Annotated in this window: 15 protein-coding genes; 10 read left to right on the plus strand and 5 right to left on the minus strand. The window is 70.2% G+C overall.

Annotation, left to right across the window (positions count from 1 at the left end):
* Positions 1-12 precede the first annotated feature (12 nt).
* Both ACWEOE_RS02615 and ACWEOE_RS02620 read left to right on the plus strand, forming a co-directional pair.
* Positions 13-1401, plus strand: a complete 1389-nt coding sequence (locus ACWEOE_RS02615; protein WP_452002863.1) for a helix-turn-helix domain-containing protein — start codon at positions 13-15, stop codon at positions 1399-1401.
* On the plus strand, positions 1361-2290 hold the full coding sequence (locus tag ACWEOE_RS02620) for a phosphotransferase family protein (protein WP_452002867.1): 930 nt from the start codon (positions 1361-1363) through the stop codon (positions 2288-2290). The genes ACWEOE_RS02615 and ACWEOE_RS02620 overlap by 41 nt, the downstream gene beginning before the upstream one ends.
* Positions 2291-2485: 195 nt before the next feature.
* Here ACWEOE_RS02620 and ACWEOE_RS02625 read toward each other — a convergent pair whose 3' ends face one another.
* From ACWEOE_RS02625 to ACWEOE_RS02640, 4 genes are all read right to left on the minus strand, one after another.
* Positions 2486-3514, minus strand: a complete 1029-nt coding sequence (locus tag ACWEOE_RS02625; protein WP_452002870.1) for a copper resistance D family protein — start codon at positions 3512-3514, stop codon at positions 2486-2488.
* A complete protein-coding gene (locus ACWEOE_RS02630) occupies positions 3511-4074 on the minus strand; it encodes a copper resistance CopC family protein (protein WP_452002872.1) in 564 nt (187 codons plus the stop codon). Before ACWEOE_RS02630 ends, ACWEOE_RS02625 begins: the two co-directional genes overlap by 4 nt.
* Complete coding sequence (locus tag ACWEOE_RS02635; protein WP_452002874.1) at positions 4075-4818, minus strand: YcnI family copper-binding membrane protein; 744 nt, start codon at positions 4816-4818, stop codon at positions 4075-4077. It lies immediately after the preceding gene.
* A gap of 75 nt (positions 4819-4893) precedes the next feature.
* Positions 4894-5388, minus strand: a complete 495-nt coding sequence (locus ACWEOE_RS02640) for a hypothetical protein (RefSeq protein WP_452003352.1) — start codon at positions 5386-5388, stop codon at positions 4894-4896.
* Between the two features lie 345 nt (positions 5389-5733).
* On the opposite strand from ACWEOE_RS02640, the gene ACWEOE_RS02645 reads away from it, so the two are divergent.
* The 6 genes from ACWEOE_RS02645 (at position 5734) to ACWEOE_RS02670 (ending at position 10391) form a co-directional block, all read left to right on the plus strand.
* Positions 5734-6381, plus strand: a complete 648-nt coding sequence (locus ACWEOE_RS02645) for an ABC transporter permease (RefSeq protein WP_452002876.1) — start codon at positions 5734-5736, stop codon at positions 6379-6381.
* Complete coding sequence (locus ACWEOE_RS02650; RefSeq protein WP_452002879.1) at positions 6374-7588, plus strand: ATP-binding cassette domain-containing protein; 1215 nt, start codon at positions 6374-6376, stop codon at positions 7586-7588. Before ACWEOE_RS02645 ends, ACWEOE_RS02650 begins: the two co-directional genes overlap by 8 nt.
* On the plus strand, positions 7585-8364 hold the full coding sequence (locus ACWEOE_RS02655; RefSeq protein ID WP_452002880.1) for an ABC transporter permease: 780 nt from the start codon (positions 7585-7587) through the stop codon (positions 8362-8364). The genes ACWEOE_RS02650 and ACWEOE_RS02655 overlap by 4 nt, the downstream gene beginning before the upstream one ends.
* Positions 8364-9335, plus strand: a complete 972-nt coding sequence (locus tag ACWEOE_RS02660) for a glycine betaine ABC transporter substrate-binding protein (RefSeq protein WP_452002882.1) — start codon at positions 8364-8366, stop codon at positions 9333-9335. Before ACWEOE_RS02655 ends, ACWEOE_RS02660 begins: the two co-directional genes overlap by 1 nt.
* A 113-nt stretch (positions 9336-9448) precedes the next feature.
* Complete coding sequence (locus tag ACWEOE_RS02665) at positions 9449-10018, plus strand: NADPH-dependent FMN reductase (RefSeq protein ID WP_452002884.1); 570 nt, start codon at positions 9449-9451, stop codon at positions 10016-10018.
* Between the two features lie 10 nt (positions 10019-10028).
* Entirely contained in the window at positions 10029-10391 is a 363-nt protein-coding gene (locus ACWEOE_RS02670; RefSeq protein ID WP_452002886.1) for a winged helix-turn-helix transcriptional regulator, read from the plus strand.
* Between the two features lie 66 nt (positions 10392-10457).
* On the opposite strand, the gene ACWEOE_RS02675 is transcribed toward ACWEOE_RS02670, so the two are convergent.
* Positions 10458-10922 carry a DUF6474 family protein gene (locus tag ACWEOE_RS02675; RefSeq protein WP_452002888.1) on the minus strand — a complete coding sequence of 155 codons (465 nt, stop codon included), beginning with the start codon at positions 10920-10922 and terminating at the stop codon, positions 10458-10460.
* A 115-nt stretch (positions 10923-11037) separates the two neighbouring features.
* Between ACWEOE_RS02675 and ACWEOE_RS02680 the strand changes: the two genes are divergently transcribed.
* Together ACWEOE_RS02680 and ACWEOE_RS02685 are read left to right on the plus strand one after the other, a co-directional pair.
* A complete protein-coding gene (locus ACWEOE_RS02680; protein ID WP_452002891.1) occupies positions 11038-12690 on the plus strand; it encodes a TM0106 family RecB-like putative nuclease in 1653 nt (550 codons plus the stop codon).
* Between the two features lie 20 nt (positions 12691-12710).
* Positions 12711-13556, plus strand: coding sequence for a GNAT family N-acetyltransferase (locus ACWEOE_RS02685; protein ID WP_452002893.1), 846 nt, complete (start codon positions 12711-12713; stop codon positions 13554-13556).
* Positions 13557-13609 lie beyond the last annotated feature (53 nt).

Consider the following 13609-nt stretch of genomic DNA (forward strand, 5'->3'; position numbering starts at 1 on the left):
TGAGGGGTCGTTATGGACGCCAGTGCTGGCGACAAGGTTTCCGGTGGTTCCGGCGGCAGCCCGGTCCCGCCCGATGCCTGGGAACAGCAGGAAATGCGCGCTGCGCTGGCGGCCCGGGAGATCAGCGCGGTGTACCGCCTGTTGCGCAAGCACGGTGTCTCGCAGCGCCAGATCGCCGCGATGACCGGCCAGTCGCAGTCCGAGGTGTCGGAGATCCTCAAGGGTCGCCAGGTCATGGCCTACGACGTCCTCACGAGAATCGCCGATGGCCTGGGTGTCCCCCGTGGATACATGGGTCTCGCGTACGACGAGACCACGGCGATACGGGTCGTCGGTTCGTCCGACGGCCGGCAGGCTGAGGAGGACGAGTCCGTGAAGCGACGGAGGTTCCTCGCGCACGCCGCCCAGGTCACGATGGGTGCGGCGGTGTTCGGTCAGGAATCCGGGACGTGGTCGGCGGCGCCGGCCCGGACCCCCGCGCCCGGGCGCATCGGCACGACCGACGTCCGCCAGGTGGAGGCGGCGACGCGAGCGCTGCGTGCGCTCGACTACCAGTACGGCGGCGGTTTCTGCCGCGACGCCGTGGTGGCCCAGCTGTCCTGGGGCCAGCAGATGCTCGAGAGCAGCGCGACGGAAGCGGTGAAGCAGCGCCTGTTCGTGGCGCTCGCCGACCTGCACAGCCTCGCCGGCTGGACGTCGTTCGACACCGGCCTGATGGACTCGGCCCGCGGGCACTTCGCCAACGCGCTGGACCTGGCCAAACAGGGTGACAGCCACCCGCTCGTGGCCAACGTGCTCTACCGCATGGGCCGCGTCTACCTGCACAACGACGCCCCCAACGACGCGCTGAAGCTCTTCCAGCTCGGCCAGATCGCCGCGCAGGAATCGGGTTCGGAGCTCGCCGTCGCGGTGCTGTGCGCCAACGAGGCCTGGGCTTACGCGATGATGGGCAACGAGGACCAGGCCACGAAGCTGCTGGGCCGCAGCAAGGACGAGTTCGCGCGTGCCGACATCGTCAACGCCGAGTCGTGGGTGAAGTTCTTCAACGAGACCGACGTCTACGCGATGACGGGCACCGTGCACACCGTGCTGGCGCAGAAGAACCCCGAGCACACCAAGTACGCGATTCCCGCCCTGACCAGGGCCGTCGACTCCTACACCGAGGACATGGCGCGCAGCAAGACGTTCATGCTCAGCGCGCTGGCCACCAACCACCTGCTCGACGGCGACCTCGACCACGGCGCCAAGGTGGGCGGCAAGGCCATCGACTACGCCGAGAGCATCAAGTCGGAGCGCATCAAGGACCGCCTGCGTCCGCTGCAGGTGGAGGCAGAGCGTCGGCGCAACAACGGTGACGCCCGTGACCTCGCCGACCGGCTCAAGATCTTCTACGCCGCCTGAGGCTGCCGGCCGGTTCACACCCGAGAAGCTGCGGGGCGCGCTGGCCGACGCCTGCGCGCAGCTGGGCCTGAACCCGGCCGGCGCGCGGTTGCTGCGCTTCACCAACAACGCCGTGTACGCGCTGGCCACGGCCCCGATCGTGGTGCGGATCGTCGGTTCCACGCGGCTGCGCCACCGGGTCGGCACGGTCGTGCGCGTCGCAGAGCACTTCGCGCGCCACGGCATCCCCGCGATCCGCCTGCTGGAAGGCGTGGACCAGCCGCTTTCCGCCGGGTCGCACCTGGTCACGGCGTGGCACGAGGTGCCGGCCGTCGGGCCCGCGCCGACCCCCGCCGACCTGGCCGGGCTGCTGCGCCGCGTCCACGCGCTGCCGCCGCCCGAGGGGCTGGCCGAGTGGGCGCCGTTCGCCGCGGTGCGCGCCCGGGTGTCCGATGCGGAGGAGCTGTCCGACGGCGACCGCGCGTTCCTGCTGGAGCGCTGCGCGGCCGTCGAGGCCCAGCTGGCGGAGCTGGAGTTCCCGCTGGCCAGGGGCTTCGTCCACGGCGACGCGTACCCCGGCAACATGATCCCCGGCCCCGACGGTCCGGTGCTGTGCGACTTCGACTCCTCGTGCGTCGGGCCGCCCGAGTGGGACCTCACGCCGCTGGCCGTCGGCCGTGAGCGGTTCGGGGACGCACCGGGCGCATACCAGGAGTTCTGCCGGGCCTACGGCTTCGACGTGACCGCTTGGCCGGGGTTCTCCGTGCTGCGAGCCGTGCGGGAGCTCAAGCTCACCACCAGCGTGTTGCCGATCCTGCGCAGCAACCCGCAGGTCAGAGCCGAGCTGCACCAGCGCCTCGACGATCTGCGCCACGGGCGCACCGACGCCCGCTGGACCCGCTACCGGTGAGCGGAGGTGAGTGCGCTGAGTCACAAGAGTGAGCCGATGCACGTGCATTCGACGACTGCGAATGACCGCTCGTCGCTTGCCCGTCGGGGGCTGACCAGGTGCTCGTCCGAGTAGAGAATTCGGCCCGGCAGGTCGCCTCGGACGGAGGACTGCTAGTCCCGCAGTGCAACTTGCAGCTACCCGGCGTGAAAACGGTCAGGAGACCGCGACCGGCGCCCGCGTCAGGACCACCGCGAACCCGAACGCCAGCCCCATGACCGTGAGCTCGATCGTCGCCCAGGACACCAGCGCCGTGCGGTGGTGGCGCATGATCTGCGGCATCAACCGCCAGCGCAGGTTGGCCGCGAGCAGCGCGATCGCCCCGGTGCACGCGATCTTCAGCAGCACCAGCTGCCCGTACGGCGTGGTGAACACCCCGGCCCAGAAGCTGATCGTGGGGTTGGCCAGGATCTCGACGGTGCCGTTGAACACGCCGGTCACCGCGGAGATGACCAGGCACAGCGTTGCCAGCTTCGAAAACCGCGGCAGCGCGTGGGCCAGCAGCGTGCGGTTGGTGGCGAGCAGCACGATCATCGCGCCGAGACCACCGCACCACGCGACGGCGCTCATCACATGCAGCTCCATCGAGATCATCGTGTAGTCGTGCCACGACGAGTTCGACGCGTGGCCGGTCACCGGCAGCGGGAGCAGCGCGAACATGCCCACGCCCACGCGCACCTCGGCGGGCACCTTCTCGCCCTGGCGCAGCGCGAGGAAGCCGAGGCCGGCGTGCAGCAGTGCCAGCACCGCGACGATCACGAGCGCCTTGCCCGCGCCGACCTCCGCGATGTACGCGCCGATGTCGCTCGCGGTCAGCGTCGACTTGCCCGGCTTGTACTCCGCCGTCTGCAGGATCAGCGCGACCACGGACGTGGCCGACCAGATCAGCGCGGCCGCGACCGCGGCCGGGCGCGCCCGCTGCATGATCGGCTCGGTGAGCTTCGGCCGGTCGTAGCCGACCATCACCGAAAGCAGCCCCAGCCCGATCGTGGCGACCGCGGCCAGGTCCATCAGCACGCGCACGATCGGGATGGCGGCCGAGACCACCTCGCTGGGCTCGACGACCCCCGGCACGGGGGCGATCGTCGTCAGGGCGACGCCGATCAGCGCGCCCAGCAGGCCCGCCGTGACCACGCACAGCAGCGTGGACCAGCGGACGCCTCTGGTGGTCTCGGCTCGTGTCACTGCTTCGTCTTCTCCTGGCTCGGCTCCCGTCCGGTGCGCAGCGCGACGGTGAGCCCGATCGCGAGCAGCACCACCGCACCGGCGATCCAGACCCAGATCGGGATGCCCGTCGAGCTCGACGTCGAGCTCGTGGCCGCCGAGGCGGGTGCCCCGGCGGCCTTGGCCGCGTCGACCTTCGCCGGGGTGCCGGTGCCCGCCGTGGTGAGCGTGAACGGGATCTCGCCCGACACCGGGTGCCCGTCGGCCGACAGGATCCGGTAGCCGACCGTGTACTTGCCCGCCGGGCCGAGCGGCCGCAGCGGTGCGCTGATCACGTTGTTCTCCACGGTCACCGGGCCCTCGGCCCACTGGTTCCCGTCGGGGCCGGTCACCGCGATCTGGTTGACGTCACCGTCCTGCACGTACTGGTCGAACGTCAGCGTGACCTTCGCCGGACCGGCGGCGAGTGAGGCGCCGTCCGTCGGGTCGGAGCCGATCAGCACGTTGTGCGCCAGCGCCGGGGTGGCCGTGCCCAGCAGGGCCACCCCGGTGATCGCCAGCGCGAGAAGCGCTTTCCGCATTTACTTCGTTCCTCCGGTGTTTCCGGTGCGACGGGAGCGCAGGATCGCGCCGCCGCCGATGCCGAGCCCGAGCGCGCCCACGATCAGCCCGGCGCCGCCGAGCCAGCGGGCCGTGGTGTCCTCCGATGCGGGGGCCGCGGCTTCGGGGTTGCTGGTGCTGGCCGTCATGCTGGCGTGGTCGCCGCCTTCGGTCTTGGCGGCGAGCTTGACGACGGGCGCCGGGTGCTCCGGCTCCTCACCGCCGGGCGTCGCCGACTCGTTCCACGACACCACTTTGCCCGCCTCGTAGGTCTGGATGGCGGGGAACTCGAGCTGGTCCACGTTCGCCGGCAGCGGGCCGGCGCTGACCTCGAACTCCTGGAACTGGTTCTGCCCGATCTTGGTGCCGGAGTCGGCGGTCCAGACGACCTTGGTGACCGCCTGGGTGATCTTCGTGCCCGACGCGGTGGTCACCGGGTGGGGCAGCGCCGACTTGGTGACCTCCGCGGTCCAGCCGGGGATGGGCTTGGTGCTCACGCTGCCGATGCCGTACTCCGGCTTGATGTCCACCTCGAGCTTGATGGTGCCGAGCTTCGCGTCCTCGTTGGGAACGCGGAAGAAGATCGCGCCGTAGCCGCCCTTGGTCGCGGGAGCGCCGTAGACGTTGGCGGTGACGTGGGCCGACGCGATGCCGGCGCCGAGCACGCCGGTGATGCCGACGGTGGCGGCGAGCACACCGGCGCGCTTGAAGACGTGATGGGACACAACTGCTCCTGAACAGGGGTGATCCGGTGGAGCGCTTTGGCGGTCTCCACCGGTGCGGGAAAAGGGAAATCTGGTTCAGGAGGCAGCGGGTGGCCCGCGCCGGCCGCGGACGCGCCGCAGCTCGACGTCGAGGATCGCCACCGACCGCGCGGGTCGAGGCGGGAGCGCCACCGCCGCGCCGGCGGGCACGGGCAGTGGTGGCGTGAGGAGCGGCAGGACCGCTCGCAGCGCGTGCAGCACGGCCAGCAGCAACGCATCGGCACGGGCCAGCAGCAGCGCGGTGATCAGGGTGGCCACGGCGTGCGCGGCGGTCATCGTCCAACCGCTCGCCCACGCGGTGGCCGGGTGGCCGTCGTGGTCGGCGAGCGTGGTGAGCACGAGGTGCATGACCAGCTGGCCGGCGCCGAGCACGGCGATCGTCGCGAGCCGGCCGCGGGCCTTGTCCGCGAGCGCGGTGGCCGTCCAGCCGAGCAGGCCGGTGAGCAGCACCGTGAGCGCCGGGTCGGGCAGCCCGCCGTCGGCGACGCCGTGCGCGGTCACCGCGAGTGACGCGGAACTGATCGCGAGCAGCCCGCCGCGGGCAGCGGCGAGTGCGCTGCGGTGCCGGGGCCGGGTGCTCACCGAGGCAGCTTATCGGGATTCCGGCGGGTGACCGAAGGGGTTCGGTGTGTGAACACTTTCTCAATGAACGTTCAAGTAGATGCTGGCAGGAGCGTTGCGATCGGGTGACGACCGCCCGGCGAGGCCACTTGCTTCGGTTGCCGATCGTCTCAGGATGCGAAACGGTGGCCTGACCAACGGTGAAACAGGAGGTTTGATCCGCGTCCGATTCGGGTAGTCACGCTTCCGGTTGATGAGCTACTCCGAACGGGTGACGTCTGGGGCTCCTCACAAGCGGCAGGAGAACGAATACGCATGAACCTCTTCGAGTACATCTCGGACCGGTGGGACCGGTTGTGGCTGCAGGCGTACCTGCACACGAGCATGGTCGTGCAATGCACGATCCTCGCCGCCGTGCTGGGGGTGGCGATCGGCATCGCCGTGTACCGCAGTCCCATCGGCTCGGCCGTCGCCACGGCGCTGGCCAGCACGATCCTGACCGTTCCCTCGTTCGCCCTCCTCGGGTTGCTGATCCCGCTGTCCGGCCTCGGTTCCACCACCTCGGTGATCGTGCTGGTGCTCTACGGCCTGCTGCCGATCGTGCGCAACACGATCGTCGGCCTCGCGGGCGTCGACCCGGCCGTGACCGACGCGGCGCGGGGTATCGGCATGAGCCGGTTCTCCGTGCTCACGCGCGTGGAGCTGCGGCTGGCCTGGCCCGCGATCCTCACCGGCATGCGGGTCGCGACGCAGATGCTGATGGGCATCGCGGTGATCGCGGCCTACGCGAAGGGCCCCGGCCTGGGGTCGGAGGTCTTCTCGGGCCTCACCAACGCGGGCAGCGCCAACTCCCTCAACCAGGCCCTCACGGGCACCGTCGGCGTCGTGATCCTCGCGCTCGTGCTCGACGCCATCTACGTCCTGATCAAGCGATTGACCGTAACGAGGGGGCTCCGTGGCTGAGCACGCTGCTGAAGACCGCGCCGTCGAAGACCAGGTTTCCGGTGTCGAGATCGAGCTGGACCACGTCACCAAGCGCTATTCGGGCACGCGCGATCCCGCCGTGGACGACTTCTCCATGGTCGTGCCCGCCGGCAAGATCGTGGTGTTCGTGGGCCCGTCGGGCTGCGGCAAGACCACCACGATGCGGATGATCAACCGCTTGATCGAACCGACGTCGGGGCGCATCACCATCGGCGGCGACGACGCGCTGAAGCTCGACGTCGACACGCTGCGCCGCCGCATCGGCTACGCGATCCAGCAGGCCGGGCTGTTCCCGCACTTCACCGTGGCGCAGAACATCGGCGTGGTGCCGGGCCTGCTCGGCTGGGACAAGAAGAAGGTCGCCTCGCGCGTCGAGGAGATGATGGACCTGGTCGGCCTCGACCCGGCCGACTTCCGCGACCGCTTCCCGCGCCAGCTCTCCGGTGGCCAGCAGCAGCGCGTCGGCGTGGCCCGCGCGCTCGCGGCCGACCCGCCGGTGCTGCTGATGGACGAGCCGTTCGGCGCCGTCGACCCCATCACGCGCGGCAACCTGCAGGACGAGCTCCTGCGGCTGCAGACCGACCTCAAGAAGACGATCGTGTTCGTCACGCACGACTTCGACGAGGCCGTGAAGCTCGGCGACAAGATCGCCGTGCTCGGCAACCAGTCGAAGATCCTGCAGTACGACACCCCGGACGCGATCCTCGCCAACCCGGCCGACGACACCGTCGCGGGCTTCGTCGGTGCCGGTGCTTCGCTCAAGCAGCTCACGCTCATGCGCGTGCGCGACGTCGAGCTGAAGCAGGACGCGATCACCGCGGGCCTCGACGAGGCGCCGTCGGAGATCGCCGGCAAGCTCGACCGGCAGCGCAAGCACTTCGTGCTCGTGCTCGACCGCCGCCGGCGTCCGCTGCGGTGGGTGCACCGGCGCGAGCTCACCGCGGCGAGCTCGCTGGCCACGGCGGGAAAGCCGCTGCGCGACATCGTGAGCCTGCAGTCGACGCTGCAGGACGCGCTCGAGGCGATGCTCGCCGAGGGCGGTTCGGTGCCGGTCACCGGCCCGCGGGGCGAGTTCGCCGGGACGATCGAGCTGGACACCGTGATCAACACGATCCAGCAGCTGCGTGACGAGCACGCCGACGACCACACCGACGATCACCAGGCGGTCGGGGGTGTGTCGCAGTGACAGCCGTCGTCGAATCGGGCTTTTCCACCGAATCCGGCTCTCGCGGCGCGGAGCGGTTCCGGCTGTTCGCCCAGCCCATCGCCGTGGTCCTGCTGGTCGCGATCACGCTCGGCATCGTGTTCGGCACCGGCCTCACCGCCACCGAGGCGACCACGCTGAACGCCACTTCGCTGCTCACCGCCCTGCGTGACCACGTGGCGATGACGCTGGTCGTCGTGGTGCTCGTGGTGCTCGTGGCCGTGCCGCTCGGCGTCATGGTCACGCGGCCGTGGGCGAAGTTCCTCGCGCCCGTGTTCCTCGCGATCGCCAACGTCGGGCAAGCCGCGCCCGCGCTGGGTGTGCTGGTGCTGTGGTTCATCGTCACCGGCGCGGCCGGCGGGCTGTGGGTCGCGGCGCTGCCGCTGGCGTTCTACTCGCTGCTGCCCGTGCTGCGGAACACGATGGTGGGCCTGCAGCAGGTGGATCCGGCGCTGATCGACGCCGGGCGCGGCATCGGGATGTCGTCGTCGGCCGTGCTGTGGCGGGTGGAGTTCCCGCTGGCGATCCCGCTGATCCTGGCCGGTCTGCGCACGTCGCTCGTGCTCGCGGTGGGCACGGCGACGTTCGGGATGTTCGTCAACGCCGGCGGTTTCGGCCTGCTGATCGACACCGGCTACAAGCTCAACCTCACGAAGGTGCTGATCACCGGTTCGGTGCTGGCCGTCGCGCTCGCGCTGCTGGTCGACTGGCTGGGCGCGGTGGCGGAACAGTACTTCGGACCGAAGGGGCTGCGCTGATGAACGTCCTGAAGAAAGCGGGTGTCCTCGCCGGTGCCGCGCTGCTCGCCGGGACGCTCTCGGCGTGCGGGCTCGACCTGAACACCTCCGTGCCGTACTCGATCCAACCCGGTTCCATCCAGCCGACGCCCGGCGTACAGGGCGTGCGGGTGGTGGTGGGATCGAAGGACTTCACCGAGAACATCATCCTGGGCTACATGGCGGAGATGGCGCTGAGCGCCGCCGGCGCCGACGTCGTGGACCTGACCGACATCAAGGGGTCGAACTCGTCGCGCCAGGCGCTGCTCAACGGGCAGACCGACGTCACGTGGGAGTACACCGGCACCGGCTGGATCAACTACCAGGGCAACGAGCTGCCGGTGCCCGGCGGCGAGCAGGCGCAGTACGACGCCACGGCGAAGGCCGACGCCGAGAAGAACGGCGTCACGTGGCTGAAGTACTCGCCGCTCAACGACCAGTACGCGTTCGCCACCACCGAGGCGTATGCGCAGAAGAACAACCTGAAGTCCACGACCGACCTGGCGAACTTCCTCAAGACGCATCCCGACCAGGCGCGCTTCTGCCTGGAGACGGAGTTCACCAGCCGCCAGGACGGTTTCCCGGCCGCGGTCAAGGCGTACGGCTTCCAGAACCCGAAGATCGAGAACTTCGGCATCGGCACGATCTACTCGGCCGTGGCCAACGGGACGTGCCCGATCGGCGAGGTGTTCACCACCGACGGGCGCATCTCCGGGCTCAACCTGCGGGTGCTGGAGGACGACAAGAAGGCGTTCCCGCAGTACAACGCCGCCGTGACCATGCGCACGGACTTCCTCGACCAGCACCCCGCGCTGCGCGGGCCCCTGGAGAAGGTGACCGCGGCGATCGACAACGAGCAGATGGTGCAGCTGTGCAAGCAGGTGGACGTCGACGGCAAGGACGCCGGCGTGGTGGCGCACCAGTGGATGCTGGACAAGGGGTTCATCAAGTAGTAACCGGGCCCACACTCGCGGCGACCGCGGAATAGTCACTCACTAAGGAATGCTAAGTTACTCAGGATTCCTTAGTCGAGTGGCCCGCTTCGGGTCGGAAGGAGGCGGAGGCGTTGCCGAAGCTTGAGATCATCATCGCGAGCACCCGACCCGGCCGCGTGGGCCCGTCGATCGCGAAGTGGATGGAAGCCGCCGCCGTCGAGCACGGCGGGTTCGACGTCGAGGTCGTGGACCTCGCCGAGGTGAACCTGCCGTTCTTCAACGAGCCGAAGCACCCGCGCCTCGGCCAGTACGAGCACCAGCACACCAAGGACTGGAGCGCGAAGGTGTCCGAAGCGGACGCGTTCGTCTTCGTGATGCCCGAGTACAACTACGGCTACAACGCCGAGCTGAAGAACGCGCTGGACTACCTTCACACCGAGTGGAAGTACAAGGCCGTCGGCCTGGTCAGCTACGGCGGCGTCGCGGCGGGCACCCGAGCCGCGCAGATGATCAAGCAGGTCGTGACGACGCTGCGCATGACCCCGGTGTTCGACGCCGTGTCCGTGCCGTTCGTCAACCAGTTCATCAACGAGTCCGGCGAGTTCGTGCCCAACGAGATCGTCGAGAACGCCGCGAAGGTCATGCTCGACGAGCTGGTGCGGGTCACCGGCTCGCTGGCACCGCTGCGGGCGGGCAACTGAGGGAGGGGCCGTGGACCGGCACGAGGAGGAAGTCCACCGCGTGTGCACGCGTTTCCACACGGCGATGGAGCTGATCGGCACGCGCTGGACGGGTGCGATCGTGCGTGCGGTCTTCACCGGCCACCACCGGTACGCGCTGATCAGGGCCGCGGTGCCCGGCGTCAGCGACACCATGCTGGCGCAGCGGTTGCGGCAGCTCGAAGCGGAGGGCCTCCTGGAGAAGCGGGTCCTCACCACCACACCGCTTCAGGTGGAGTACCACCTCACGGAGAAGAGCCGGGACCTCGAACCGGTGCTCGACGCCGTGATCACCTGGTCGCACAAGTGGATCCCGCTGCCGGACTCGGGCAGCACCGGGCGGCAGGCTTCCTGACCTGCTTCGGACCGACCGGGCCGTTCACCACTTCGGGTGAGCGGCCCGGTTCGCGTTCGGTTGTTTTCAGACGCCGAGCCGGTGCAGCAGCTGCTCCTCCAGCGCGTCGAGCTCGCTCGCGACCGCCCGGTGCGCGGCCTTGCGCCGGGCGGCGGGCATGCGCTCGGCCGCGCGGACGGTGGCCGAGAGCTGTTCGAGAGTGCCCTGGGCGTCGGTCGCGAACTTCGCGTCGGCCTCGGTGGCCTTGCTCGACTTCCGCAGCTCGGTCAGGCCCTGCACGAGCCCGGCGATCCGCGCGTGCAGCGCGGCGCCGCGGCCGGAGAACTCGCCGAGCTGGTCCACGGCGACACCGAGCTTGCGTGCCTGGTAGCGGTCGTACATCTCACGGGCGGCGCCCGCCGCGCGCACCGCGTACGGCGCGACCACCGGGATCACGGCCGGGCCGAGGACCTTGGCCACCGCGATCGCGTTCTTCGCCTTCTTCGGGGTGATCCGAGCTTCACCCGCGTCTTCTTTGGCCTTGCGCGCCATGGCCCACCTCCTGCTACTCGTCGGGGTCGAACTTACTGGTCCTCCTGGGGCCGGGCATGTCGGCTCGCGCCGCGGCGGGGCGGTTCTGTCGGGGTGGGCGGATAAGGTGATCGTCATGGGTAACGAGGTGCTGCTCGACGCCGGAGCGGTCAGTCGCTGCCGTCGCCGGGTGCATCTGGAACACGACCCGGCGATGCGCGAGGTTCCGCTGCCGCCGCCGGATCCCACGGCGCAGCAGCGGATCGCCGACGCGACGGCGCACCGCGAGGCGATCCTGCAGCGGCTGATGGCTGCTTCCGGCGGTTCCGTTTCGTCGGAGTGGGTGCGTGTGCCGCGTGACCTGCCCGCCGCCGACCGCGTGCGGCTCACGGAGGAGGCGTTCGCGGCGGGCGCGCGGTTCATCTGGGGCCCGCTGCTGAAGGCCGATCCGATCAGCCACCGGCGCGGCGGCGTCGACCTGCTGGTGCGCACGGCGACCGGGTACGTGCCGGTGCTCGTCGCGCGCCACCGCATCACCGACCGCGGCCAGGGCGCGTCGACGACCGAGCTCACCGACCTCGACCCCGCGCACCGCTCGCCGGACGAGACGCGAAAGGTCCGCTCGCAGCCGCGCGACCAGCTGCGGCTCGCGCACCTGCGACGGATGCTGCAGACGTACGGGCTGGCCGAGACCGGCCGGGCCGTCGGCGGGGTCATCGGGCTCGACGCCGATGTCGTGGTGTGGCACGACCTCACGGCCGGCACCTGGCCGGGCGGGCGCAGCGCGCTGGCGGAGTACGACGTGCGCTTCGCCGACCGCCTCGCCGTGGCCACCGCGGCCGCCACGGGCGGGGAGCCGCTGGCCATGCCGTCGCGGGTGCTGGAGTGCCGGCGGTGCCCGTTCTGGCCCACCTGCGAGGTGCTGCTCACCCAGACGCGCGATGTGAGCCTCGTGGTGCGCGGTGAGGACGCGGGCGAGCTGCGCAAGGCGGGCGTGTCCACTGTGGACAGGCTGGCCGCGCTCGACCCGGCTGCCGAGGCACCGCCGATGAACTGGACGGGCGGCACGTTCGCCGACGCGATCATGCTCGCGCGCGCGTGGCTGGCCGACCTCACCGTGGTGCGCCGCACGCCGCTGGTCGAGGTGCCGCGCGGCGACGTCGAGGTCGACGTCGACATGGAGAGCTTCGGCGATTCGGGCGCGTACCTGTGGGGCACGCTCCTGTCGGGCGCCGACATCGGCGTGGCGCAGGGGTACCGCGCGTTCGCCACGTGGGAGCCGCTGCCGACGACCGACGAGGCGCGCTCGTTCGCGGAGTTCTGGGCGTGGTTCACCGACGTGCGTGCGCGGACGCTGGCGGCAGGGCTCACGTTCCGGGCTTACTGCTACAACGCGCTGGCTGAGAACCGCTGGCTGTTCGGCTCGGTCGAGCGCTTCGGCGACCACCCGGGAATCCCGTCGAGGAAAGAAGTCCAGTCCTTTGTGGACTCGGACGAGTGGGTGGACCTGTTCCGCAGCGTCACCGACCAGTTCCTGTGCTCACGCGGCAAGGGCCTCAAGGTGATCGCACCCGTCGCGGGCTTCCGCTGGCGCGACGCCGAGGCCGGCGGGGAAGCGTCGATGCGCTGGTACCGCGACGCCGTGGGCATGGACGGCGAAACCCCCGACGACACCCAGCGCGAGCGGCTCCTGCAGTACAACGAGGACGACGTGCTGGCTACCCAGGCGTTGCGCGAATGGATGTCCGATCGGGCACAGGTCGAGGTTCCCTACGTGCTCGACCTCTGATCGCCGGTTACGTTGCCTTCGTGATCGACATCTTGCCGCAGCCGGCGTTCGAGACGTCCGAAGCGGAGGCGCTGTTCCACCTTGTGGGCGGTGCCCCTGCCGGCGTGCGCGAGTTGCTCGGCATCACGTCAACCCGCCTCGGCGGCGCGGTCGTGCTGGGTATGCGTCACGACCCGACCGACTACTGGAGCAGGGCTGTCGGGTTCGGTCGCACCGAGCCGGTCACTGCCGGCCTGATCACCGAGATCTGCACCTTCTTCCGTGCGGCGGGCGTTCGCCAGGCCAGCTTCCAGCTCGCACCCTCGGTGCTGCCGGCCGACTGGGCCGACATCTGCGCGCGCGAAGGTCTCAAGACCTCGTCGGCGATCGCCAAGCACGTGGCGCCGGTGGCCGACGTCGTGGCCAGAGCCGACGATCCCGCGCGCGAACAACCGGACGGCATCCGCGTGGCCCCGCTCGAACCCGGCGACACGCAGCGGTGGGCGGCGCTGATGATGGACATCTTCGGCATGCCCCGAGAGGGCTTCGGGGAGATGTTCGAGGCCTCGGCCGCCGATCCGAACTGCCACCCGTACGCCGCCTGGCTCGGCGACGAGCTGGTGGGCACCGCGTTGCTCTACCGGCAAGGCGAGATCGCCCAGCTGTTCAGCGGAGCCGTCGCCGAACACGCCCGCAGCCGCGGCGGCCAATCGGAACTCATCGCCGCCCGCGCCCGTCTCGCCGCCCAGCTGGGCTGCCGCTGGGTCGTCTCCGAAACCGACGCCCCGGGCGAGGGTGAACACAACACCTCGCAGCACAACTTGCTCGACCTGGGCTTCCAGCTGGCTTACGAGCGGCCGAACTGGACGTGGCGGTCCGCCGGCTGACCTCGTCCACCCTTCGACGCAAAGGCCCGAGTGGCTGCGGCAGCTGTGGCTGC

The sequence above is a fragment of the Amycolatopsis sp. NPDC004368 genome (assembly GCF_053602515.1).

What these genes read in the sequence shown, in the direction of transcription:
- ACWEOE_RS02615 (WP_452002863.1), top strand. Translation starts at nt 13, where the DNA reads ATGGACGCCAGTGCTGGCGACAAGGTTTCCGGTGGTTCCGGCGGCAGC.
- ACWEOE_RS02630 (WP_452002872.1), bottom strand. Translation starts at nt 4,074, where the DNA reads ATGCGGAAAGCGCTTCTCGCGCTGGCGATCACCGGGGTGGCCCTGCTG.
- ACWEOE_RS02645 (WP_452002876.1), top strand. Translation starts at nt 5,734, where the DNA reads ATGAACCTCTTCGAGTACATCTCGGACCGGTGGGACCGGTTGTGGCTG.
- ACWEOE_RS02660 (WP_452002882.1), top strand. Translation starts at nt 8,364, where the DNA reads ATGAACGTCCTGAAGAAAGCGGGTGTCCTCGCCGGTGCCGCGCTGCTC.
- ACWEOE_RS02675 (WP_452002888.1), bottom strand. Translation starts at nt 10,922, where the DNA reads ATGGCGCGCAAGGCCAAAGAAGACGCGGGTGAAGCTCGGATCACCCCG.
- ACWEOE_RS02680 (WP_452002891.1), top strand. Translation starts at nt 11,038, where the DNA reads ATGGGTAACGAGGTGCTGCTCGACGCCGGAGCGGTCAGTCGCTGCCGT.